The organism is Paenibacillus sp. R-74696, assembly GCF_055814915.1.
The window spans coordinates 121542-147427 of record NZ_JBPULM010000034.1; the positions used below are offsets into that span (position 1 = coordinate 121542).

18 protein-coding genes are annotated in these 25886 nt (G+C 50.9%); 17 read left to right on the forward strand and 1 reads right to left on the reverse strand.

What is annotated here, in order from left to right; all coding sequences use genetic code 11:
* Positions 1-98: 98 nt before the first annotated feature.
* Positions 99-674: a dihydrofolate reductase family protein gene (locus ACSR9A_RS17385; protein WP_473758562.1), complete on the reverse strand. Its 576-nt coding sequence runs from the start codon at positions 672-674 to the stop codon at positions 99-101.
* A 312-nt stretch (positions 675-986) separates the two neighbouring features.
* On the opposite strand from ACSR9A_RS17385, the gene ACSR9A_RS17390 reads away from it, so the two are divergent.
* From ACSR9A_RS17390 to ACSR9A_RS17470, 17 genes are all read left to right on the forward strand, one after another.
* Positions 987-2747 carry a sensor histidine kinase gene (locus tag ACSR9A_RS17390; protein WP_473758563.1) on the forward strand — a complete coding sequence of 587 codons (1761 nt, stop codon included), beginning with the start codon at positions 987-989 and terminating at the stop codon, positions 2745-2747.
* Between the two features lie 105 nt (positions 2748-2852).
* A complete protein-coding gene (locus ACSR9A_RS17395) occupies positions 2853-4205 on the forward strand; it encodes an ABC transporter substrate-binding protein (RefSeq protein WP_473758564.1) in 1353 nt (450 codons plus the stop codon).
* 177 nt (positions 4206-4382) lie between these two features.
* A complete protein-coding gene (locus ACSR9A_RS17400) occupies positions 4383-5252 on the forward strand; it encodes a carbohydrate ABC transporter permease (RefSeq protein WP_473758565.1) in 870 nt (289 codons plus the stop codon).
* Entirely contained in the window at positions 5249-6070 is an 822-nt protein-coding gene (locus tag ACSR9A_RS17405) for a carbohydrate ABC transporter permease (protein ID WP_473758566.1), read from the forward strand. The genes ACSR9A_RS17400 and ACSR9A_RS17405 overlap by 4 nt, the downstream gene beginning before the upstream one ends.
* A 38-nt stretch (positions 6071-6108) precedes the next feature.
* Positions 6109-7806 (forward strand): response regulator transcription factor, encoded by a 1698-nt coding sequence (locus ACSR9A_RS17410; RefSeq protein WP_473758567.1) that lies wholly within the window; start codon positions 6109-6111, stop codon positions 7804-7806.
* Positions 7807-7826: 20 nt separating this feature from the next.
* A complete protein-coding gene (locus tag ACSR9A_RS17415) occupies positions 7827-9551 on the forward strand; it encodes a glycoside hydrolase family 88 protein (protein ID WP_473758568.1) in 1725 nt (574 codons plus the stop codon).
* Positions 9552-9621: 70 nt separating this feature from the next.
* Positions 9622-10290 (forward strand): aspartate/glutamate racemase family protein, encoded by a 669-nt coding sequence (locus tag ACSR9A_RS17420; RefSeq protein ID WP_473758569.1) that lies wholly within the window; start codon positions 9622-9624, stop codon positions 10288-10290.
* 67 nt (positions 10291-10357) lie between these two features.
* A complete protein-coding gene (locus ACSR9A_RS17425) occupies positions 10358-11617 on the forward strand; it encodes a ribulose-bisphosphate carboxylase large subunit family protein (RefSeq protein WP_473758570.1) in 1260 nt (419 codons plus the stop codon).
* Between the two features lie 6 nt (positions 11618-11623).
* Positions 11624-13147, forward strand: coding sequence for a four-carbon acid sugar kinase family protein (locus ACSR9A_RS17430; protein ID WP_473758598.1), 1524 nt, complete (start codon positions 11624-11626; stop codon positions 13145-13147).
* A complete protein-coding gene (locus ACSR9A_RS17435; RefSeq protein WP_473758571.1) occupies positions 13137-16343 on the forward strand; it encodes a glycoside hydrolase family 2 TIM barrel-domain containing protein in 3207 nt (1068 codons plus the stop codon). The genes ACSR9A_RS17430 and ACSR9A_RS17435 overlap by 11 nt, the downstream gene beginning before the upstream one ends.
* Positions 16344-16515: 172 nt before the next feature.
* Entirely contained in the window at positions 16516-17553 is a 1038-nt protein-coding gene (locus ACSR9A_RS17440; protein ID WP_473758572.1) for an ATP-binding cassette domain-containing protein, read from the forward strand.
* Positions 17550-18365: an ABC transporter permease gene (locus ACSR9A_RS17445; RefSeq protein ID WP_473758573.1), complete on the forward strand. Its 816-nt coding sequence runs from the start codon at positions 17550-17552 to the stop codon at positions 18363-18365. Before ACSR9A_RS17440 ends, ACSR9A_RS17445 begins: the two co-directional genes overlap by 4 nt.
* Positions 18366-18433: 68 nt before the next feature.
* On the forward strand, positions 18434-19108 hold the full coding sequence (locus ACSR9A_RS17450) for a response regulator transcription factor (protein WP_473758574.1): 675 nt from the start codon (positions 18434-18436) through the stop codon (positions 19106-19108).
* Positions 19105-20187: a sensor histidine kinase gene (locus tag ACSR9A_RS17455; RefSeq protein WP_473758575.1), complete on the forward strand. Its 1083-nt coding sequence runs from the start codon at positions 19105-19107 to the stop codon at positions 20185-20187. The genes ACSR9A_RS17450 and ACSR9A_RS17455 overlap by 4 nt, the downstream gene beginning before the upstream one ends.
* A gap of 243 nt (positions 20188-20430) precedes the next feature.
* Positions 20431-21795 carry an outer membrane protein assembly factor BamB family protein gene (locus tag ACSR9A_RS17460; RefSeq protein ID WP_473758576.1) on the forward strand — a complete coding sequence of 455 codons (1365 nt, stop codon included), beginning with the start codon at positions 20431-20433 and terminating at the stop codon, positions 21793-21795.
* A gap of 587 nt (positions 21796-22382) precedes the next feature.
* Entirely contained in the window at positions 22383-24002 is a 1620-nt protein-coding gene (locus ACSR9A_RS17465) for a response regulator (protein ID WP_473758577.1), read from the forward strand.
* A 35-nt stretch (positions 24003-24037) separates the two neighbouring features.
* Positions 24038-25885 (forward strand): cache domain-containing sensor histidine kinase, encoded by a 1848-nt coding sequence (locus tag ACSR9A_RS17470; RefSeq protein ID WP_473758578.1) that lies wholly within the window; start codon positions 24038-24040, stop codon positions 25883-25885.
* The last annotated feature ends 1 nt before the right edge of the window (position 25886 follow it).

Genomic DNA, 25886 nt, shown 5'->3' on the forward strand with positions numbered 1-25886 from the left:
TAAATGAAGAAACAAAGCGGCAGACCAAATTCTGGTCGGCCGCTTCAATCATTGAACTATCGTTCCTCGAGGGAGCGTAATCACCTTAAGTGACAAGATCATCTTACCGTCTGATAAACGAGACCTATGGCTCCAGAATCAAAGGTCTTGTTTTCGATTAGCTTAAGATTGATCTTCTCCTTGAGACCTTGGAATAACGGTAATCCCTTACCGATCAGGACGGGAGAAACCGTGATTTTATACTCATCAATTAAATCAAGCTGCATAAGGTGGTGTGCGAACCTAGGACTGCCGAGGATGACGATATCCTTACCTGGCTGCTGTTTGAGGTTATTAATCTCTTCCTCGACATCTTCTTTCACTAGTTTGGAATTATTCCATTCGACTTTCTCCAGTGTCGTGGAAAAAACGAGTTTTGTTGTCTTTTCGATCCACTCGGCATGATTCCGTTCATGCTGCGAAGCTGATGGGTCCGAAAGCACAGATGGCCAGTAACTGTGCATCATCTGATAAGTCCCACGTCCCCAAATGACAGTGTCGGCAGTGCTCAGAATTTCTCTCGCGTGTTTCTCCAAATCAGCATCGTAGGAAACCCAGCCAATGTCCATTTCACCATTCGGTCCTTCTACAAAACTGTCAAGCGAAGCGTGCAGAAATAGAACCAGTTTTCTCATTTCAGTTCTCCTTTGTCCATGAGGGGTATCTACATGATACTTTAACTACATTTTAGCATAATTCAACTTGGGTTGTTTCTTCTGGATTTATTGGTGTAACCCTCATAGTGTCCCTTTACATGGTCTGGATTATGAAAGCAAAATGTCGTTCGCGGCGGTAGCTTCATTGAGCAAGAAGCCACCAACTTTTAAGTGGTTGGAAGTTCACGATAAACGCTTTTTGTTATAGGTTCGCATCGCCCGATTCGTTATAATGAAAATAAAACAGGTTTGGCCTGAGGGGGAATTATTATCCGGCTGCGCAATGAGCTGTTGCTGAGCTACTTTATTATTATTTTGGTGTGCATTACACTGGTCGGTTCGGTCTCCTTCTATATTTCCTACAAAACGATGGCAACTCAAGCGGAGGCTGCCAGCCTGCTGCTTGTCCAGCAAATTGAAAAAAATATGGACAATGATTTTCATAGCAAGCGCAATCTGCTGCTGGCCTCCTACAATGAGCAGAGCTATATTGACGGCGTTAATCGTTACCCCGAGCTTAGCGATCGCGAACGGTTCCTGTTTCGGCAGAAAATCGGCGATTTGTATTTGAAAAGCTTCAATGTAACGCCAATTCGTGATTTTTTGCGTTTTCAAATTTATTATAGCAACGGCGAGCTGCTTAGCTCCTCTGACGAAAGCGGACAGCATAACCCGGCGAAGGTGCGGGGCTCCGAATGGTTCCGCCAAACGGTAGCGAAGGATGGCGAGGTGTTTTACAGCGGCTTCATCCCAGCGGCAGACCGGACAGTGGATGGGGAAACGGCCTATTTTTCTTCCATTATGATCCGCGATTTTTCCAATCCCGAGCAGTTTATTTTAGTGCGTGCCGAATACCGCGCCGAGCTGTTCAACAGCATTGGCCGCAACGACGGGCTTTCGGCAAACAGCAGCATTGTTATTCTTGACGAAGGCAACAGGCTTGTTTATGCGCCTGGTGATGCGCAGCGTTATGCAGGCGGGAAGGAGCTGACAAGCCGTATAAACGGCAGTCAAGGCAAGTTTTGGCTCAATCTGGATGGAGAGGATCGACTAGTGTCGTATACGAATTCCGCTTATTCGAACTGGAAGGCTGTGCTAATCGTGCCGAAGCATGATATTTTTGGCGCATTAGATATTATTAAGACGACGGTTATTGTGACCGCTTTCATTGCTTTTGCGATTACGCTGATTATTTCGGTCCTGTTCGGGCAGCGGATTACGAAGCCGATTCTAGACTTGTACAAGACGGTTAACCGCATTAAACGCGGCGATTTTTCGGTGCGCGTTGAGGTGCGGCGCAATGATGAAATCGGCAGAATCGGCATGAACTTCAATGCGATGCAGGATGAGCTGCAAAATTTGATTGAGACGCGGTATGTGAATCAGATTAAGCTGCAGGAGGCGCAGCTCGCCATGCTTTATTCGCAGATCAATCCGCATTTTCTGTACAATACGCTCGACAGCATCCGGGCGATGTCCGACTATTATCAAGTTCAGGAAATTAGTGAAATGGCGCAGTCGCTCGCTGATATTTTTCGCTACAATACGAAAAACAAGGATGAAATCGTCACGCTGCAGGAGGAGCTTGTGCAAATAGAAGCTTATATGAACATTCAGCGTATTCGCTTCGAAGACAAAATTTCCTTTGAGCAGCAAATTGATGACGACCTCTACAGCTTTCCTATGCTTAAAATGACGCTTCAACCGCTCGTTGAAAATGCGGTATTCCATGGCATTGAGCGCAAGCGCGGCAAAGGAACGATCGCTGTAATCGTCAGCAGAGAGGGCGGCAGCATAACGCTTACCGTCAAAGACGACGGCGTGGGCATATCCGACAAGCATTTGGCCGATATCAGAAGCAGCTTGAAGCCTCCGCTTCAACAGGGCGAAGGGTTGAGCTCGGACACGCGCAGCGGCATCGGGGTGCAAAATGTGTATTCGCGTTATCGGATTCGTTATGGCGACCGCTTCGAGTTTCATATTAACAGCCGCAAAGGTGCTGGGACCGAAATTAAGCTCCTTATTCCTGAATATTTGGAAACGTATTCATAAAAGTCGGAATATTCAACATTAGAAGTCAAAATCATAGACAGAATTAAGGAAGCGCTTTCAATACAATAAAGAGGCAGATCATTATGAATGAGAGGGTGTCTTATCATGAGAAAGATGAAAGCGGTTCACCTCACAATGGCGCTAATGCTGGGAGCATTTTCACTAACGGCTTGCGGCAGCAACAATGGCAGCACGCAAGGGACGAATGCCCCGGAGGGAACAGCAGCAGCTGAAGCGTCCGCACAGCCGTCAACAAAGCCCGTTACGCTGACCTTTCTAATTCCGAATACGGAGGATGTCACGCCTTACAATCTTATTTTCAAAGAATTTGAAGCGAAGACGGGCAATAAAGTCGAGGTACAGGCGCTGCCAGGCGGCGACTATGACAATATGCTGAAAACTCGCTTCTCAACAGGTGATTTCCCTGACGTATTCCTCATGCAGCCGGGCACGAAGCAATATGTAAAGCTCAGAGCGGATGAGACGCTGTACGAATGGTCCGGCGAGGCTGGCGTTTGGGACAATGTTATCGATACAATTGTGGATTTCCAGAAGGACGCGGCTGGCAAAGCTTATGGCGTGCCTTTTGGCAAAACGGGCATGATGGGCGTCTTTTACAATAAGGATGTATTTGAAAAAGCCGGCGTTGCCGCTCCAACAAATTATGCGAATTTAATTGAAATTGCTAAAAAGCTGAAGGGCGACGGCGTAACGCCGTTTTACGAGGGGGTAAAAGATGGTTGGCCGACGCAAGTCTTTTATTTGACCGGCTGGGTTAGCCAGGTAGATCAGGAGATCGGCGACGAAGGCGTGCAGAAGCTGAACGTCAATCAGTTGAAGCTGTCGGACATCGCGGCGCTGAAGGATCTTTTTGTAAAATCGAAGGAAATCAAGGATCTCGGCTTGTTCCAAAAAAATACGCTGTCCGGCACATTCGACGAGCTGCAAAACGAGCTGGGCGAAGGCAAGGTAGCAATGGCCTTTATGCTGGACGGCATTTTGCCACAGCTTGAGAAGAAATTTGGCAAAGATTTTGTAACGAATAAAATCGGCTTCTTCCCATTCCCAACTGCAACAGACACAGGCACGGCTATGATTACGCCTCCGAACCAGCTGATGGTGCCATCGAAGGCGAAAAATCTGGATGCTGCCAAAGAATTGGTTAAATTTATGATTTCGAAAGAAAGCGTCAATACCTTCTACCAAAGCCAGCCGGGCATTCCGGTGTTCAAGGATGCGACCAGCGAGCTGTATCCGATGCAGCAGACGGTTAAAGACTATATTGATGAAGGCAAATCGAAGGTCAATGTGCAAAATCGCCTGACGGCATCGTTCCTGGACTTGGGCAAAATTCTGCAAAACTTCCATATCACAGGCGACGTGGACACCGCGATCAAAGAAATGGATGCGAACTATGTGAAGGACGGCAACTCTAAGCGTCTTGAAGGCTTTGAATAAATGAACGGGGCAAAAATAAAACACAGAGACGGCAGCAGAGCAAGCCGAAGCTGTTAATTACCGGACGGGATAGGTACTGCGGGCGATGCGATCAAGGTGATCGAGACGATTAAGGTCATCGAGGCTTCGCCCCTCGCCATCCCAGCCAAACAAGGCAGGAGCAGGAGGGCAGGCCCTATGGAGAGAAGCAAATATCCGCTATATTTTTCATTTCCGGCAGTTTTCGTATTTTTATTGTTTTTCATTACGCCAACCATTATCGGAATCTATTACAGCTTTACCGACTGGAATATTAACGCCGATGCGATTAAATTTATTGGACTTGAAAATTACAAGGAGCTGTTTAACGAGCCTCGACTGAAGCAGGCTTTTATAAACACCCTTATTTTCGCCGCCGCCGTTACGCTGCTGCAAAATGCAGTCGGCCTTGCCTTGGCGCTATTGTTGAATGAAAAGCTGAAGCTGCGCAATCTGCTTCGGATGATCTTTTTTATGCCGTATGTCATTGCTCCGCTTGTTATCGGTTACATCTTCCGGGCGATCTATCATCCGGAGCATGGCATCGTCAATCAGTTTTTCGGGATACTTGGCATCGATTTTATGGTCCAGGATTGGCTGAATGATCCGCGCTTTGCGCTGTTCACCGTCATTATGACCGACATTTGGCGGGTGGCTGGCTTTTCGATGGTCGTGTATTTGGCTGGCTTGCAGTTCATCCCGAAGGATTTGACGGAGAGCGCATCTATTGATGGGGCGAACTATTGGACGCGGTTCAAGCATGTTGTTTTTCCGCTGCTCGCACCGGCGTTCACGGTTAACGTGCTGCTGGCGATGATTGGCTCGATGAAGGTGTTCGAAATCGTAATGGTGCTGACCGAAGGCGGCCCAGGCTACACGACGGAAGTATTTTATACGTACATCCGCAATACATTCAGCTCCGGTGAAATGGGCTATGCGACGGCGATTAACATGCTGCTGTTCGTACTGGTAACGCTTGTGGGCATTCCGGTATTGCTGGCAATGAAGAAGAGGGAGGTGGAAATGTGAGAAGCCGAAAATATTCTCCTCTGCTGCTGGAGCTGCTCGCGATCTGCCTGGCTATGCTCATTCTCATTCCGTTTTTTATGATATTCATTAACTCCTTTAAGGATATCCGGGAGTCGGCGCTGTTCGGGCTGTCGCTGCCAAGCAATTGGGTGTTCAGCAATTATAAAGAGGTATTTAATCAGGATAATCTGCTGCGTGGTTTCAAAAATAGCTTCCTGCTGTCGGCGCTCGTCGTCGTCAGCGTCAATTTTTTCGCTTCGATGGCTGCATTCGTCATCCAGCGGCGCGGCGGGAAGTTTTTGCAAGGCGTCTATCTTGCCTTCATTATGGGGCTGATTGTCCCCGTGTCGATCATTCCGACGATTCGGCTGATGGATTTGCTGCATATTAAAGGAAGCTACTTAAGCATCATTATGTATTATACGGCGGTGCTGCTGCCGTTTGCGGTGTTTCTGCTCGTTGGATTTATTAAATCGGTGCCGCGCGAGCTGGATGAGGCTGCGATTTTGGAAGGCTGCGGCTACTTCCGGCTATATTTTAAAATCATTTTGCCGCTCATCAGCACGGTGCTGGTGACCGTCTCCATCGTCGTCATTGTATCGGTATGGAATGACTTTTTCGGCCCGTTTTATTTGGTCACAGACAGCACCAAATGGACGATTGTGCTTCAAGTATTTAACTTTGTTACGCTGTACAGCACGAATTGGGGCGTTGTATTTGCCTTTATGATTGTTGTCATTACACCGGTGCTAATCATTTATTTGTTCCTGCAGCGCTACATTATTGACGGCTTGACCGCGGGCTCTGTGAAAGGCTAAGCGAATAAAAAGAAGGCAGCAGGAAGGGGGCGTGGGCCATGCGCAAGGTCATGGTTGTAGACGATGAACGCTGGATACGGCGAGGACTTATTCAAATGATTCCATGGGAGGAGCTAGGGCTTGAGCTTGCATGTGAAGCGGTTGATGGCGAAGAAGGCTACGAGCTTGCGCTGCTGCATAAACCCGATCTGCTCTTTCTCGATATGCGTATGCCGGGCTTCGACGGCAAGGAACTGCTCGGCCTGCTGGCGGAATCTTTGCCAGACGTTGTGACGATTGTCGTCAGCGGCTACTCGGATTTTGAATATACGAAGGAAGCCATCCGCCATAAGGCGTTTGATTATTTGCTCAAGCCGCTTAAGCGGGAGGAACTGATTACGGTGCTCGGCAAGGCGCTCGCGCTGCTGGAGGAACGCGACCTACGGCAAGAGCAGCAGCAGCGGGACAGCCGGAGAAAATGGCTGCTCGATGTTTTGCAGCGAGGCATGCGCTCTACACAGGATCAGACCCAAGCTTCTGCTCAGTCGTCAGCGATATCAGAGATAAAGACAGCGTCATTGACGCAGAGCTTAACTGAGCTTCCGGGCGGAGACTCAGACCAAAAAGCGCTGCTGCTGCTCGCACATCCGGACTATTATACGGAGCAGGCCAGCATTCAAGAGGCAGTTGGGAAAATAGAGCGGAGGCTGCAGCAGTGCCAGTCCTTTTATTTTGAAGGCTGCTGGACGTTTATCGCAGTCGCCTCCCCGCTTAACCTCGGCGAAATAGCCATCTGCTTGTTTGGCAGCCGCTTCGAGCATATGGAAATACAGCGGCTTGCCACTTTGCTTCAAGGCACGCTGCACGAGGAGACGGGCACAAGCTACAGCATTACCGCTGGGAGCAAGCCTTGTCTTGCTAATCAGCTTCCAGCTGTATACAGCAAGCTTCAGCGGCGTCTGGACGAGAGGCAGCTCGGAGAAATAGCGATCATGGAATTCGTGGAGTGTGAGTTGGAGCCGGTGGAGAAGCCGGGTAAGCCGAGTAAGCAACAACCGCATTTGCCTACAGGTGCTGGAAATGGCGATTTTTACCCGGCGGAGCTGGAACAAGCGTTTCTCGTGCAGCTTCAGCTTGGCAATGTGGAGCAGTTGCACGCGGAATTCAATCGTTTTTTCACGGCGCTTGCGGCTCCTTCACAGACGGTGGATGGATTACGGCGCAGCGCCACCATGCTGGTGCATGCGCTGGAGCGGCAGCTTCAAGCGGCGCACACAAGTCTAGAGCAGCTGAGCGGGAAAAGCGCACTCGCCTATATGGAGCTGATCCGGCTGCGCAAAGATCATGTTTCGGTTAAGCGGCTGTTTGAGGAGCAAATATTGCCGGCCCTTGCTGCCCAGCGCGGCAATAGCCAAGGACGGCATGGCGAGCAGCTAATCCGCGAAATCCAAAAGCTGATTGAGCTGCATTATGACCAGCCGCTTAGCCTGCCGCAAATCGCAGAAAGCCGCTTTTTGAATGCCGATTATGTGGGCCGTTTATTTAAGAAAACGACGGGCAGCAATTTTGTCGATTATTTAACCGAATACCGGATTGCCAAGGCGACCGAGCTAATGCGTTATCCGCAGTATAAAAACTATGAAATAGCCGAGCTTGTCGGCTATGAGGACTACCGTTACTTCAGCCAAATTTTCAAAAAGAAAACCGGGCAAACGATTGGCGAATACCGCGGCGCAGTCGGAAAAACGCCGCAATAAACGTTAGGGAGAGACTTGCGATGCAAACGAGACAAATACCAGCTACGCTGACGCTTGCGGATAGAGCAGGACATGCAATGAATGCGATTGTGGGAATGGCAGACCGCGACTATAACGATATCCCTTTTTTTGCTGCAAACCTGATGAAGGAACCAGCCAATTTGACACATGGGGACTGGGATTATGGCTCGTCTCATGGCCGGATGGTGGACGGGATGATTTTGGCCCGCCATATGTCGGGGGAAACGTTCGGCAAGGAGACGGAGGAGAAATACCGGGCGAATCTGCTCTCTTTTTTCAAGGAAGATGGCCTTAGCTATCGCCAGACGAACCCGAATCACAACTGGGAGCCGAATGCCAATCTGATCGACCAGCGTGCGGTCATTTTATCGCTGACGAGCTGGTATATGGAGACGGGTGATCCGAAGGTGAAGGAGGCGGCGGATAACCATGTTGCGGCCCTTAAACGGATTGCAATCAAGGAGCGCGATGTGTGGTATTATCCGGCGTCAGAATATAAGGAAGGCGGCTGGCCTTCGTCCAATGCCATACTGCTGCGGCTTGCGCCAGATCCCGCTGCCTTCTGTGGACGGCTCGTTATGCCGCTGCTGAAATACCATGAGCTGACCGGCAATGCGGATGCGTTCGAGCTGTGCCAGTTTTTCACGGCCCTCATCGTGCAGCGAAGCGGCGTGTTCAACGCCGATGGCAGCTTTAACGATGCGCTCGCTTACCGCAGCGGACATTTTCATACGAGGCTTGGAACACTCGACGCATTGGCGCGGTTTGGCGTATTCACAGGGGATGCGGCGCTGCTCAGCTTTGTGGAAAAAAGCTACGCTTGGGCAGTAACCCAGTGTACCGCCTTCGGCTGGACGCCCGGCGACATGAAGGAGCAGGCCTATGAGCATGAAACCTGCTCGCTCGTCGATCTCATCGCTACGGGCATTACGCTTGCACAAAGCGGCTATACCCGTTACTGGGGCGTGACCGAGCGTTATATTCGCAACCACCTTGCCGAGTCGCAGCTGCTCGATATGGACTGGGTTAAGGAAACGGAAGACCGATCCGGCAACGTTCCTGGACTAATTACGCATGAAAATATTGCCAAGCGTACGCGAGGGGCTTTTGCTGGCTACTCGGCACCGAATGATTTCTGCTGCAACGTCAACCACGGGCGGGGACATACGAATGATTTGCAAATTTGCTGCCTCGGCTCGGGCACGCGCGGGCTGTTCATGGGCTGGAGCAACACGGTTACCGAGAAAAAAGGTACCGTTAGCGTTAATTACCTGCTCAACCGCAGCTCGGCTTGGCTCGATGTCGACAGCTATTTGCCGCATGAAGGCAAGCTGGTGCTGCATATCCACCGCGATATTCCGCGGCTTCAGGTCCGTATACCCGAGTGGGCGGGCTTTGCGAAAGTGGCCTTTACCCGTGAGCTGAACGGCAGCACAGAGCAAGGCAAAGGCAGCGAGCCGAGCCGCTGGGTGAATGAATGCTTCCTGCTGCTTGGCGCAGCATCCGCTGGTGAAACGATTACGATTACGTTCCCGCTCTCGCGTCGCCAGACGGTTGAAACCGCAATCGGGCAAACGTTCATAACCCAGTGGCAGGGCGATGATGTCATTGGCATTTCGCCGGAAGGGGAGCATCATCCATTCTACAGCGGCAGACAGGTATATGAGAAAGCACCCATGCGCGAAGGCAGCATAAGGCGGGTTGAGAACGAGCTGATCTGGTAGTTCTGTAGAGCAGATTAAAGAACAGCTTAATGAACAGGTTCAATAATCGATCCAAATGGAGGCTGGGAATATGACAACGGTAGTTGCGGTTTATACCGGACAAGGGCTTGCTGATCCGCTGAAGGCTGTGTTTCAGGAGGTACTGCCAGGCGTGCGGCTGGTCAACATTATTGATGACAGCCTGATCGGCGATGTCGTCAAGGCGGGGCATATTCCGGCGGGAGTGAGCAAGCGGCTGAAGCAATATTTTCAGCATGGGGAGGAGCTGGGGGCGGATATCATTCTGAATACCTGCTCCTCTGTCGGGGAAGTGGCTGATGCTGCGCGGGGACAGCTTGGCATTCCACTCGTGAAAATTGACGAGGCGATGACTGCCAAGGCAGTAGCCGAATACGACGCGATTGCAGTGCTGGCCACACTGCCTTCAACGCTTGAGCCGACGATGCGGTTTTTGGCGAAGCAGGCGGAAGCCATTGGCAAAGAGGTCACCGTTTTGAACGGGCTCGCAGTCGGAGCCTTCGACGCTTTGATAGGAGGGAATCCAGCGGAGCATGACCGCATTTTGCTGGAAACGGCGCTTGCGGTCAGCGATAAAGCGGATGTTATCGTACTGGCCCAAGGATCAATGGCTCGGATGGAGGGAGCCGTACGAGAGGCGACAGGCAAGCCGGTGTTATCGAGTCCGCGGCTTGCTGCCGAGCAAATTAAGGAGATGCTGGCAGAGCGAGGCCTGCTGTAGCGGCAATGATTTTAGCAAGAGCAGCTGCAGCATGGGATAAAGGCAGATTTTGCGGGAGGGAAATAGCATGGAACAAGAAAGAGTAACGGCCGTCTATCTGATAGAGACACCCTATACGCTGGAACGTGCTGCCGAGGTCATTGCTGGCGAGCAGTCGACGGGCACCTTTACAGCGGTGCCAGGCGAGACGGACCAGCTGAAAGAGCGGCACGGGGCACGGATTGAACAAATTGTCGAGCTTCCGTCTGTGTCTTCTCCGACGCTGCCTGGCTCCAAAACGCCGTCGGGTCATGATGGTTTTTATAGACGCGGAGAGGTAACGGTATCCTTTCCGCTGCACAATTTTGGTCCGTCCATTCCGAATTTAATGTCTGCCATTGCGGGCAATTTGTTCGAGCTGCAGGAATTGTCCGGGCTGCGGCTGGTTGATTTGGAGCTGCCCGAAGCCTTCGCAGCAAGGTACCCCGGTCCGAAGTTTGGCATCGCGGGTACTCGGGAGCTAACCGGCGTGTATGATCGTCCGATTATGGGGACGATTGTCAAGCCGAGCATTGGACTTCCAATGGCTGACTTGCAGCAGATGATTATGGACGTGTCGGCTGCCGGGCTTGATTTTATAAAGGATGATGAATTGAATGCAAATGGGACCTACGCCCCTCTAGCACAGCGGGTGAGTGCGGTTATGGATGCCGTCAACCGAGCGGCTGATGCCACGGGTAAAAAAATCATGTACGCCTTCAATATTACGGGGGACATCGATGAAATGGAGCGTGGGCATGAGCTCGTCGTCAAGGCAGGCGGCAACTGTGTCATGGTCAGCATAATGAGCGTCGGACTGACGGGGCTTGCCCATTTGAGCAAATATAGCGAGGTTCCGATTCATGGTCATCGCAATCAGTGGGGCATGATGACGCGCTGTCCGCTGCTGGGCTTCGCTTTTCCAGCCTATCAGAAGCTCTGCCGTTTGGCAGGAGCAGACCATCTGCATGTGAACGGTTTAGACAGCAAATTTTATGAAAGCAACAGCTCAGTCGTCAGCTCTATTCGTGCTTGTTTGAAGCCCATGTACAATGGCTATGGGACAATGCCTGTCGTATCCTCGGCACAATGGGCGGGAACTGCTCCGGCTACTTATGAAGCAACAAAAACGGTAGATGTGATGCATTTGGCAGGCGGCGGCATTTTGGCCCATCCGGGCGGGGCAGCGGCTGGCTTTGCAAGCATGAAGCAGGGCTGGGAAGCAGCCGTTCAAGGCATTCCGCTCGCTGAGTATGCAAGTCGGCATCCTGAGCTGCAGCAGGCTATAGCAAAATACGGAAAGGGCTGAGCGGTGATGGACAGAGGGGAATTAACGCATAAGCCAGACGATTGTGAAACAAGCGGTATCGGCAGGGAGCTGGCATTCAGCAAAGGCAATAGGGGGGATGCCACGAGGCAGCAAGAGCGGGCGCAATTCGCCGATCGTCTCCCGTCTGCGCAGCGCCTGCTCAGCTACTATGGCGACGATTTCACAGGCTCAACCGATGTGCTGGAAGCGTTGTTCCGAGCTGGCCTTCGGGCAGCATTGTTTCTGGAGCCGCCTAGCGAGCAGCTGCTTGCCAGCAAATTTGCAGATTTAGAGGCCATAGGAGTAGCGGGCATCGGGCGTTCGCTGACGCCAGCTGAGGCGGAGCGCGAGCTGCGTCCGGTACTGGAGCAGCTGCGGAAAATAGGGGCTGCTGTTACGCATTACAAAATATGCTCTACATTCGATTCCTCCGCTGAGGTTGGCAGCATCGGCAAGGCGGCGGAAATAGGCCGTGCGGTGTTTGGAGCTGGTTATGTTCCGGTACTGGCAGGGGTTCCTTATTTAGGCCGCTATACGTTGTTTGGCAACCATTTTGCAGCGGCGGGCGATGAGACGTACCGGCTTGATCGCCATCCGACGATGTCGCGCCATCCGATTACACCGATGGCGGAAGCGGATTTGCGCCAGCACTTGGCGCAGCAGACGGATTTAAAGACGGCGCTGATGGATATTTTGGCGCTGGAGGGAGCCCAGTCCGAAGTGGGCGAACGGCTGGCTAAGCTTGTAGAGCGCGAGCAGCCTGATCTCGTGCTGTTTGATGTGCTTGACGAAGCTAGACTGGCAGCGGCTGGACAGCTGATTTGGGCGGAAGCCCAGCAGCGCGACGGCTTATTTGCCATTGGCTCCTCTGGCGTGGAGTATGCGCTTGGAGCCTGTTGGAGGCAGCTTGGCTTGCTGCCGCAGCAGCCAGAGATTAGCGCTGCTCCAGCAGCAGAGGTTGAACGTCTGCTCGTTGTGTCGGGTAGCTGCTCGCCGGTTACGGAGCAGCAAATCAAAGCAGCGCGGGCATCGGGTTTTGCGGGCATTCGGGTACCGGCAGAGGAGCTGCTGGACGGAAAGAAAGGTGCGGCTGCCCGGCAGCGGCTGCTGAAAGAGGCTCGAGAAAAGCTTGCCGAAGGGCGCAGCCTGCTGCTTTATTCAGCGGAAGGTGTAGACGATCCAAGCATTCCGCTTTTCCGTGAAACGCTTGCTGCGCAGGGCTATGGGCCTGAGCAAAGCAGTCGCCTATTGGGCGCTTTGCTTGGAGCGCTGGCGCGGGAGCTAATCATTGATGAGCAGCTTACACGCATCGTCATCGCTGGTGGGGATACGTCCGGTTATGTGACGCGCGGCCTGGGCATTTATGCGCTGGAATGCGTGGCTGCGCTGACGCCAGGGGCGCCGCTATGCCGAGCCTTCTCGGAGGAGTCCGCGCTGGATGGGCTGGAGCTAGTGCTGAAGGGTGGACAAATCGGAGAGCGGGATTTTTTCACCCGTATGAAGCAAGGGAGGGCGGCTCATGCCAATTGAACGCGAGCAACTGCCAGATTATTGCAACTTAAACGTGCTGGAGCGCAGTACAATGCCGCCACGCAGTGAACTCATTCCATTTGACAATACCGCAGCCGCGCTGCGTGGTGACCGGAACGAATCGCCCTATTACAAGCTGCTCAGCGGGAATTGGCGTTTCCGCTACTTCGATTCGCCTATGCACTGTGCGGTCGATAGCCATTTGGAGGCTTGCGATGATACGCTGTGGGATCAGATTCCCGTGCCCTCCAATTGGCAAATGCACGGTTACGGACAGCCACATTACAGCAGCTGTCCTTATCCATTCCCGCTTGACCCTCCACATATTCCACTGCTCAACGCTACTGGCTGCTACCGTACCAGCTTTACGGTTCCTGAGCATTGGGAAAAGCGCCAAATTCGCCTCGTATTCGGCGGAGTCGATTCCTCCTTCCATGTATGGCTCAATGGCGAGCTGGTCGGATACAGTCAGGGAAGCCATCATATGGCAGAGTTTGATATTTCCCAGCTGCTTCGTCCCGGCTCTAATTTGCTTGCGGTTCGCGTCTATCAATGGTGCGATGGCAGCTATTTGGAGTCGCAGGACAAATGGCGGCTGAGCGGAATATTTCGCGATGTTTATTTAACGGCACAGGCTGCTGTCACAATTGAGGACATACGGGTGCGAACCACATTTGTACCCGACTCCGCGTACCAGGAGGCGAGCCTCAGCTTGCAGCTTACGCTTGCTCAACGCAGCATTTGGAAAAACGCGGTAGAAACCGCGAGCCAAACCATAAACGAAACGGATTACAGCTCGGGAGAAGGCTTCCATTTAAGCGTCGCCTTGCTAGATGCTGGTGGAGAGAGCGTCGCTATTCAATCGTTCAACCTTCCAACGTCACATTCGCTTAAAGAGCTCCGAACGTTAGCAGTGCAGTTTCCTATTTCAGAGCCTCAGCTATGGACAGCGGAAACGCCTTATTTGTATAAGCTTTTGTTGACGCTCCATAGCCAAGACGGAGCGATAGCGGAGGTAAAGCAGCTTTCAGTTGGCTTCAGGGATATTCAAATTGAAAAAGGGAAGCTGCTTATTAATGGGCAGCCTATCGTCATTCAAGGCGTCAACCGCAATGAGTTCCACCCGCAATTGGGTTATGTAACAACCCCCGAAGCGATGCTGGAAGATATAAGGCTGATGAAGCAGCATAATATCAACACGGTTCGGCTGTCCCATTATCCAAACGATTCACGTTGGCTTGATTTATGCGACCAATTTGGCTTATACGTTATAGACGAAGCAGATTTGGAGACGCACGGCTTTCATTTTATGGGCGATGAGTCTTATTTGAGCAAACATCCAGATTGGCGTGAAGCCTATATGCATCGTGCGCAAAAGATGTTTGGACGGGATAAAAATCATCCGTCTGTCATCGTATGGTCGCTAGGGAATGAGTCAGGCTATGGTGAAAATCATGATGCTATGGCCGAGTGGATCCGTAGCGCCGATCCGACTCGCCTGGTTCACTACGAGCGGGCTTATGAAGCCGCAGTCGTTGACATCGTGAGTTCCATGTACCCTTCAGTCGACATGCTCATAGAAGAAGGACGCAAGCCGGATGACCGCCCTTATCTCATGGTCGAGTTCGGTCATGCCATGGGCAATTCCACGGGCAATTTGCAGGAATACTGGGATGCGGTTTACGAATATCCCAGGTTGCTGGGCGGCCTTATTTGGGAGTGGTCAGATATGGGTATTTTGCGGCAAAAGGACGGCGAAGCTGCGTTTTACGCATATGGCGGCGATTTTGGCGATGCCCCGCACAGCGGACCATTTTGCATGGACGGGCTGCTGTTTCCAGATAGAAGCATTAAAGCGTCTCTGCTGGAATACAAGAAGATCATTCAGCCGGTGAAAATAAAGCCGGACCCCGCGCAGCTTGGCCGAGTTCATGTTGTGAATCGATACAGCTTTTTGTCGCTGGGACATTTAAAAGGATATTGGCAGCTGCTGCGCAGCGGCGCTGCGATTGCGCAAGGCGAGCTTGCCCGCTTGCAGACGCCGCCCGGCGGGGAAGAGACGTTAGACATTCCGCTCCCTTTGGAGCAATTAATGGAAAAAGGCGAGTATGCGCTGCATATCCGTTTTACAGAGCGCAATAGTAGCTTGTGGTGTGACGCTGGTCATGAGACAGCTTGGGCCGATTTACTGTTTGAGGAGGCGGGTTGGCACCCGCAAGAGAAGGTTACTGCTTATTCTGCTAATGATGCGTTTTCTAGTATCGTTCACCCATTTGCAGGCGATGCCTCTGGAGAGATTCCCGTTCTAAAGCCCCCTAAGCATCAAAATTTGCAGCGGGAAGACGGCAAGCTTGTATGCCGCGTAAGCGGGAACGGGTTTCAGGTAGACATCGATCAAATGACAGGCACAATCAGCAATTGGCTGCATTACGGCGATGAGCTGCTGCTCACAGGTCCACAGCTGCAGCTATGGCGTGCCCCGCTGGACAACGATGTTCATTTGGCAAAAGAATGGGTGAAAGCCGGTTATGATCGGCTTGAGTGGCAGCTGCGCCAGTTTTCGGTGACGGTTGACTATCAGGGAAGCGTCATAACTACGGCTGAAGCGATCATTGGCGCAAAAGGCGAACCAGCTGCTTTCCTCTGCAAAATGCTTCACCAAATCAACGCTGACGGTTCCATAGGCGTGGAAACGACGATTGAACCGCTTGGAAACGAGCTGCCGCCACTACCGCGATTTGGTTTGGAGCTGCGTCTCCGTGACAGCTATGACCAGTTCAGCTGGTATGGCAGAGGTCCTCATGAATGTTATGCCGACCGTAAAGAAAGCGGTAAGCTTGGTATTTACGGCGGCACGGTAGCGGAGCAGTTTGTTCCCTATGTTAAGCCGCAGGAAAATGGTAATAAGGCTGATGTCCGCTGGGCGAAGCTTGGGAATGGGGAAGGTGCTGGAATCGGTATAACAGGCAGCGAGCGGTTCAACATTAGTGTCCATCATTATTCCACGGAAAATCTGTCGCGCACCAGCCATGTCCATAAGCTGACCAGACTGCCAGAAACGATTGTCAAAATCGATGCCATACAAAGCGGCATTGGCAACCACAGCTGCGGATACGCGCCGACGCTGGACACTTATTTAGTAAAGCCACAGCCGATGAAGCTGTCTATTATGCTTTTTCCGCTGACGAGCGCTTAGTAGGATGGATACTTATCAACGAATATTGAAGTGGGGAAAAATAGCAGGAAAAGGCCGATCCGGTTGCTGGATCGGTTTTTTTCGTTATTTTCACAGCATGCCGTTTGGTTCACATTCAGTTCACAAACGAGGATTAATATCCATCTATAAACCGCTTTAGGGAGGCATTACAATGACAGTAAATGATCGATATAAAGAAGAGATAGGGAAGAAGGGCGGCGATTGGGCAATTGAAGCAAATGGACTTGTGAAGATGTTTGGCAGCAATCGCGCGGTAGATGGCGTAGATTTGAACGTACGCGCCGGAACGATTTATGGTGTGCTTGGCCCTAATGGAGCAGGCAAAACAACGACCATTAGAATGCTCGCCACGCTATTGCGCCCCGATGCCGGCTCGGCACGCATCTTCGGGTACGACGTGGCGAAGGACCCGCAAATCGTAAGGCAATTAATCGGGGTGACAGGCCAATACGCATCAGTCGACGAAGCGCTCAGCGCTACGGAAAACTTGGTTATATTTTCACGGCTGTTAGGGCTTGGGCGATCAGAGGCTAAGCACAGGACGGCGGAGCTGTTGGAGGAATTCGGACTAACGGAAGCGGCGAAGCGTCCTTTGAAGCACTTTTCCGGTGGCATGCGGCGTCGGTTGGATTTGGCTGCCAGCCTTATTGCACAGCCGCCACTTATTTTTTTAGATGAACCGACGACAGGACTTGATCCTCGTACACGTACACAAATGTGGGATACGATCCGCCGGCTAGTGAAGACCGGCTCAACGGTGCTTTTAACGACGCAATACCTGGATGAGGCTGATCAGCTGGCTGATCGAATTGCGGTTATTGATCGCGGCCAGGTCGTTGCAGAAGGGACGGTCGATGAGCTGAAAACATCCATCGGCACTTCCTCGCTGCAATTAAAAATTCAAAATCCTCAGGACATTGCGGCCACCCGCGAAATCATGGAACAAGTGCTTATGGTCGAATCTATGGTGTCTGGGGACCATGCAAAAATTACAGCGCCGCTAGCGGATATTGACAAGGTTACCGACCTGCTGGTTGCGCTTCGGGAGGCGGGCATTTATTTGGCGGAGATGAGTGTACAGAAGCCTACACTTGACGAGGTGTTTTTAACGATTACAGGCCATGGTGTGAAAGACCATGCATCATTGTCGTCCGAACCATCCAATAAGAAAGAGGAGGCAGTCGTATGAAAAGCGCGACCATCCATCCACGTAGCATCCGCCAGTTGAAAAAGCACACAAGCTTGGGACAGTCGATTCGCAACTCGCTCACGATGGCCTACAGAGGATTATTAAAAATTCGCCGCACACCGGAGCAATTATTTGACGTGACGCTTCAGCCGATCATTTTCACATTAATGTTTGCTTATATTTTTGGTGGCGCCATCTCAGGAAATGTCGTTGATTATTTGCCAGTTATTATTCCTGGTATTTTGGTGCAAACGGTAATTACGACGTCTATTGTCACGGGCGTTCAGCTGCGGGAGGACATGGATAAAGGCGTATTTGACCGCTTCAAGTCACTCCCAATAGCACGAATTGCTCCACTTGCGGGAGCTCTGCTGGCAGATACGGTGCGCTATACAATTGCGACTGCACTCACTTTTTCCATGGGTTATATTTTGGGGTATCGACCTGATGGAGGATTAGGATACGTCATTATTGCGGCCCTTATTGTCATCGTATGTGCTTGGGCGATTAGTTGGATTTTTGCTTTTTTTGGCGTCATTTCGCGTACGGCATCCAGCGTTCAAGGTATCTCGATGATTGTGTTGTTCCCGCTCACCTTCGTGTCCAATGCTTTTGTCCCGGTTGACACGATGCCAAGCTGGCTCCAGTGGTTTTCAAGCATTAATCCGGTTTCCCATTTGGTTAGTGCCGTAAGGGAGCTAGCCAATAATGGTGTAATTGGCGCAGATTTTGTATTTTCACTGGTCGGCGCAGCCGTTATTGTCGCGATTTTTGCTCCACTAACGGTAAGGGCCTATATGCGCCGGACGTAGATATTCGACCAGTCAGGTTTACGAAATTCGAGAATAGTTGATAAAATAGGATAAAGGCGGTGAACGGGATGACCCGAATATTAGTCGTTGATGATGATCCGCATATCCGAGAATTAATTGGTCATTTTTTGCGGCAGGAAGGCTTTGAAATCGTTGAGGCGATAGACGGTCTTGATGCGCTGCGGATGCTTGCCGATGTTAAGGCGGATATGGTGATTTTGGATATTATGATGCCGGGAATGGATGGGTGGGAGCTGTGCCGCAAGCTGCGGGAGCAGACCGACCTGCCGCTGCTGATGCTGACTGCCAAAGGAGAAGCGTCCCAGATCGTAAAGGGCTTTACGCTTGGAACGGACGACTATTTGGTTAAGCCATTTGATCCAACCGTGTTGGTCGCCCGTGTGAAATCTTTATTCAGGCGCTATCGCATTCAATCCTCGCAAGCGGTCAAAGTTGGCGATGTGACGCTGCGCCGAGATACGTTCGAGTGCCGCGTAGGTGAACAAGATTTGACCTTGCCGCTTAAAGAATTTGAGCTGCTGTTTAAACTAGCCAGCTATCCACGCAAGACGTTCACACGCGATCAACTGATTGAGCAGATTTGGGGCTACGATTATGAGGGCGACGAAAGAACGGTCGATGTGCATATTAAACGGCTACGGGAGCGGTTTCCGGAGGAGGAGCATGGCTTTCGCATCAGCACGATCCGGGGGCTGGGCTACCGGCTGGAGGTGCTGTCGTGAATCAGAAACCGGGCTTCCTCCATGTGGCGACGAATTTTGTGCTTGTCCTGTCGGCCCTGCTCGCCAGCTGGATCGTTTCGTTTTATATAACAAAAGCCGTTTATTCGGCAATCGCATGGACCCCCCATGACTTGCTCAGTTTGCTCATAAATGCGGTGCTCGGTTTTTGTTTCTTTGGAATTGGAATTGCCATTGTGAGCAAGTATTTTCACCGGAGGGAGCATTACTTTCTGAACGACATGCTTGAAGCGCTAAAACGTATTTCACATGGCGACTTTCGGGTCAATCTGGAGTGGGATTTCGGCAGAAACAACGAACAGCAGCGGCATCCCTATGTGCAGCTCGTTGACAGCATCAATAGCATGGCGGCAAATTTGAAGGAGATGGAAGAGCTTCGGCAGGAGTTCATCTCGAATGTATCGCATGAAATCGGCTCGCCGCTTACCTCGATCAGCGGGTTTGCCAAGGCGCTAAAGGATGACAAGCTGAATGTGGAGCAGCGGCATCGATATTTGACCATTATCGAAACGGAATGCTTCCGTTTATCGAAGCTTAGCGATAATCTGCTGAAGCTGGCCGTTCTGGATTCGGATAGACAGCCGTTCCATCCGATCACTTATCGGCTCGATAAGCAGCTCGTATCACTTATTCTCGCTTGTGAGCCGCAGTGGGAGGAGAAAAATATCGATATGAGCGTGGAAGCCGATGAGCTAGAGATCAGCGCGGACGAGGATCTGATGAGCCAGGTGTGGCTGAACCTGATTCATAATGGCATTAAATTTACTCCTGAAGGCGGGAAAATATCGATTTCCCTCACACGCACCGAAGACTATGCGCTCGTGCGCATCGCGGATACAGGTTCAGGAATTGATGAGCAGGATCATGCACGTATTTTCGAGCGCTTTTATAAAGCAGACAAATCACGTGGTAGAACGATAGGAGGCAGCGGCCTTGGGCTGTCCATCGTCCATAAAATTATGGAGCTGCATCGCGGCTCAATAGCCGTACGCAGCAAGCTGGGAGAAGGGACCGAATTTACGGTTTCTTTGCCACTGCAATTAGCTGCTGCTAAAGCTTAGAAATATTTGGGGAAAAGACCCGAATCTCATAAAAATGAGTAGAATCGGCAGCTCACTTAACCTATAATATGGATATCACGAGACTTTGTTAAAAGACAATGGAATCTCAGGACGTCTTGATCGGCAGATCATGGCGTTCCAACAATAACCGGATTGCCCCTGCAGATCAGCGGGCGATTCGGTCATTTATGTTGGGATGGTTTCGTGCATATTTTATACTACTACGAAATGGGAGAGTGAGAGATGTTTATCAATCTTTCGCAACAAATGAAAAGGATCGTCGCGGTTAGCGTAACTTCCTCCATTCTCGCCTGCGGCTTGTTGGGAGCATCGGTTGTGTTTGCTGAGAAGCCTATTATTAGCAGCACCACCCCAATGTATGGAGTTGGCTCTGCTCCAGCAGTCAAACCAATGTGGAGCTTGTCGCTTGCGAAATTTGATCAGGATGGCCGATCCATAACAGCAGCGCTTGCAGAGGAAGGGCGGCTGTTCGCACTTGTGGATGGAGGGCAGCTTGCTGCTTATGACGGCATAAGTGGAAGAAAGCTGTGGAAATATGGTTCTGGCCTGAGGCCTGTGCTCGCCTATGATCAAGGCAGCCTGTATGGTCTTACAACAGATGGCTCAGTCATTGCTGTTACCAAAAATGGCAGCAAGCAGTGGACGACAGCGATTGGTGCGAATAAAGCCGATAGCATCGTTCCGATTGGGGATACAATTTATGTGACGCAAAATTTCACTCTTTTTGCACTAGACCGGGCAACGGGTAAGCTGCGCTGGAAAGTAACGGAGAAGGATAACTTCTACTCATCAGGATCAAGTGACATAATCGTAAGCAAAGGTGTCGTGCTGCGTAATTATTTGGTTCAAGGCGCTCTTACCTCTAATCAGATTAATGCCTATGACCAGGCAACAGGCAAAAAGCTTTGGACGTCCTTTGCTCAATTTTCCCCTCTCTTGGTCAAGGACGGGCTGGTCTACTCGGTCATGGACACATTCATGAGGGGAGATGACGATTCCAGCAATAGAAGTTTGCAAATCGCCGTCCTTGACTTAGTGTCTGGGAAGAAGAAGGGCGAGCGAGTGTACAACTGGACAGTAGTGCCTGAGGTCCCTGGACAAATTCAATTCGGAGGCGCTTATGGCTCCGCATTTCTGGATGGTAATGACCTATATATTTATCAGGGAAAAGCGGTTGCCAAATACAATTTTTTCTCATATGCCCCAAACGGTAAAGCTGTTCAGCGTTGGAATGCGCCAGATCCTAAACAATATCAACCGCTCTATAGCATTTATGGCGGCAAGCTGCTCTATCAGAGCTTCCGCGATAATTCCATTCTCGCTCTAAAGACGACGAGCGGGCAAGAAGTCCCGTTCCCGTTCGGTATTCAGCCCGTGCAGACGGATATTTTCGCCAACGGCTTGTTTGTTGCCCGTGCAGATGGAACGCTGGATGCATATAATTTCGCAACCACAAAGCCCGTTTTCAGCGTGAAAACGGGCTCGCGCGAATTTGATCCGACGCTGAAGTCTGGCGATATGATCTATGTTCGCTCTGGCGGCACGCTGCTTGCTGTAAAGCTGCCTGCAAGCTTAACAAAGAGTTAGATAGATGAGATGGGTAAATAGACGCCTCGTTGAGAGTGCGTCTATTTAGGATGTGTATACAAATCGGAGCCGGCTTTCTGCTCTTGGCTTAGCGCTTATTCGAGGCCAATCTCATCTGACGATTCAAGACTTAAGGAACCGCAGCACGCGATTACGGGTACGAGCAAGGTTGCTGATACCCCTGTGGCTGAGGCATTGAGGCTTGGACGCGCACTACTTTTTTTGCAGGACTGAGTTTCCTCTATTCTGGATTTTTATCCTATTTTCGGATGAGTTCGGACAGGGGATCCGCTATTGTCCTCATTTTCCGGTCAAAATGGCGATTGTCAGTCCATTAGCGGCTCCTGAGTCCGAAGGCTGCTCCATACCCTTGATTTTGTTGAAATAGCGGTTGCTGTGTCCGCCAAGTTTAATTTCGTGTTTTGTGCAAGGTAGGGTGTGACCCTCTGCAACGAAGAGCATGGAGCTGCCTGTTCTCTGCAAAATCAGACATTTTTCTACAAAATCTCCGCTTGCAATCGGAAATCAGTCAGCAGTACGATAAAGGTATTCTCATACCCAAAATGAAACGAACAGGAGCGCTGTCCATGTACAACATTTTGCTTGTGGATGATGAACCGGGGCATTTGGCGGGACTATCCAAAATGCTGCAAAAGCTCCGTCCTCAATATGCGATTTCTACAGCGCGCAACGGAAAGGAAGCGCTGTCAAAATGCCAGGAGCAGCCATTTCAGCTGATCATTTCGGACATTCAAATGCCTTTGATGAACGGGCTTGATTTTCTGGAACAGCTTCCATCATCGAATCAGCCGCAGAAATTTATTTATTTGAGCGGTTATGATTATTTCGATTATGCCCAAAAAGCGATAGGGCTCGGCACCTTTGATTATTTGCTAAAGCCTGTGGATCAGGAGAAATTCGCGCTTGTGCTGGAGAAGGCGGAGCGAAGCCTTAAAATCGAGCAGGAAGTACAACTGGCGAATAGTAAGCTTGAAGTTAAGCTGAATACGATTGCGCCATTGTATCGCAGCCGTGTGATGAAGGAATGGCTGCTTAATCAGTCGTTATCCAAAGACGAGAGCATAGAGATGGAACAATGGCTTGGCTTTGGTGGCTCCGGCATACTGCTGTTAACCGAAATTCGGCAAAGCAGCAAGGAGGCGGGGCAGCCGGTAGACATGCTTTTTCCCCATGTGCAGCAGCAATTGGAAGCTTGCCTTCAAGCAACAGGTGGCGCAGCCTTCAGCATTCCGCTGTATGATGGGGAGGGCCGCAGGAATGGCAGGCTGATCACCGTAACGAATGCGTTAGTTAGTGCGGAGCAGCTGCAAGCGCTGCAGCAGAACCTGCAGCAGGCGGTTCCCAGCTCCTATCAAATCACACTTGGCGTGAGCAGGCTGGAGGAGGATGTGCTTGCTTCCGCTTCGCAAATGTATGCTGAGGCAGGGCTAGCTTTATCTGAAAGCTTTTATGTGGTGGATCGGACCGTATTTTATGCCGCACAAAGGAATGTGAGGGCAGAGCTTGCGCTTAAGCTTGATGCCCGCCATGAGGCCATGCTGCATGACGCTGTTGTCCATGGACTGGAGCAAGGGCAGCTTAAGCTTATCGCAGGCGAGCTGCTGCACAAGCTGCTAGGGGAAGCAGGCAGCGGGCTGCCACGCCCAGAGCTGCTGCATCGCTGCGTCCAGAAGCTGCTTGCCCGGCTGTCGGAAAGCTTGACTATGCCGGAGCATCAAACGCTGGAGGCATGGAGGCCTCGCATGGAACAGGCATTAGGGGAAGCGGCCAGTCTATCCGCTCTGCAAACCGTTATCGCGGAGCAGCTGGGCATACTGGCAACCGCTCATGCTGATGCCAAGCGGGAGCATAAGGAGCAGTTGATCTACAAATGCATCGCTTATATTGACGAGCATTATATGGATGATTTGTCACTGGAGTCGATTGCGGCCGTCTTTCATTTTAATGCCAGCTATTTCTCCCAATATTTCAAAAGCAAGCTGAATATCAATTTTAGCCAATATGTCACGCAGGTTCGGCTTGCAAAGGCGAAACAGCTTTTGGAAGAAGGCAACGATAAAATCTATCAGGTAGCGGGAAGCCTCGGCTATCATGATGTGAAATATTTTAATCGCGTGTTCAAAAAGGAATTTGGACTGACGCCAGAGGAATACCGGTCCATAGCCCGTCATATGAAGCGCTCCTGACCCTAAGTCAGAAGCCGGAGGAAGCAGGGAGCATTTTGCGGAAAATTCGCGAGCGTGTACGGGATATGAAATTCAGAACGAGGCTTATTTTATTTTTTGTGCTGTTGATTACGCTTCCATCCGTACTAAACGGCATTTTACATTACAATGCCAGCTCGGACATTATTGTAACGAATGCACGAGACAGCATGCTGGAAATTGTGAAAAAAAACAATGAAATCGGCGATATCGTGTTCAGTAATATTGAAGAGCGCACGGTATCGCTCATTTCTGACCCAGACTTATACCGCCTGTTCAACCGCCCTAAGCCGCAAAACGATTACGAGCTGGTCCAGATGGACCGGCAGGCAACCGTTATTTTGAACAAATATTTTGGACATGATCAGGATTTATATACGGCCCAGCTCGTTACGAGCTATTTCAGCTTTGGATCGGGCAGCGGCATGTATACGTCTTCCTCCCCGTTCGTCTCGGCAGATCCGCAGGGCTTCCGCCAGTCGACTATTTATAAGGAAGTGCTGGCCAGCAGGGGCAGCCTAATTTGGGTGCCTACCTATGATTTAACCCGCGCTTTCCAACAGGAGGCGCTATATGACATGGATGCCAAGTTTCGGATGGTGTTTTCCTGCGCCCGCCTGCTTAACAGCTCACCGATTATTGACGGTGCTATCTACAATTGGCCAGCGCATGTCGAGCGTCCGGTGCTGCTGCTTAATTTCAATGAATCCTTTTATCAGCGCAGTGTGCAGCAGAGCTTGTCCGCCATTCAAGGCTCCTATTTTTATATCGTCTCCAAGGATGGAAAGATTGTAACGCACCCCGAGCTAAGCAAGCTTGGTACAACTGACCACAATCAATGGTATAAGACGGAGTTTCAGCAGTCCTCGGGCACCTCGCTAGTTAAAGAAAATGGGGAGGATGTACTGATCAGCTACGATACGTCTCAGCTAACCGGCTGGGTGACGGTTAATGTGACGCCGTACAAGCAGCTGCTTGGCAACTTGCCAGCCATTCGCTATATGGATGTATTTTCAGGCCTCTCGCTGCTCATTATTTCAATCATCCTTGCCTCCTTCATCGCAGGCCGTCTGACCCAGCCGATCAAAAAAATGCTGGTTGCCATCCAAATGACCGGAGCGGGCGATTTCACGGCAAAAATTCCTGACCAGCCGCAGCTGGAATTCCGCATTTTAACGAAGAAATTTAATGTGATGAATGATAAAATTCGCGAGCTGATTCAAGAAAACTATGAAAGCCAGCTGCGGGAGAAGGAGGCGGAAATTATGGCGCTTAACCTCCAGCTAAATCCACATTTTTTGTACAATACGCTTAACATTATGAACTGGATGGCAATTGACCGGGACCAGCCCGCCATTAGCCGAATGATCGTCAGTCTGTCTTCCATGCTGCAATACACAGTAAAAAACAAGCAGGAAATGGTGCGGCTGCGCGACGATTTAAATTGGCTGCAAAGCTACACGCATATTATGGAAAATCGCTTTGATGGCATTTTTAAAGTGGCCTATGATATGGAGGGGGTGCCGGAGGATTGCCTCGTTCCGAAGCTTTTTCTCCAGCCACTAGTGGAAAATGCGATCATACATGGCTTTGAATCTGGTGAACCGGGTGAACAGGGCGGTCTTGTGAAAATTAGCGGCCGGCTGGCGGAGGATCGGCTGGTGTTCGAGGTAAGCGACAATGGAAAAGGCATGAGCCCGCAGCAGGCGGCAGACGCAAGGAGCACGGAAAGCGGAGGAATCGGAATGAGCAACGTCATTTCGCGTCTGGCTTTGCTGTACGGAGAGCGAGCTGAGCTCCGTGTGAACTCTACAGCTGGCGAAGGCACGACGATTACCGTTGTCATTCCCTTTAGGGAGGAATAGG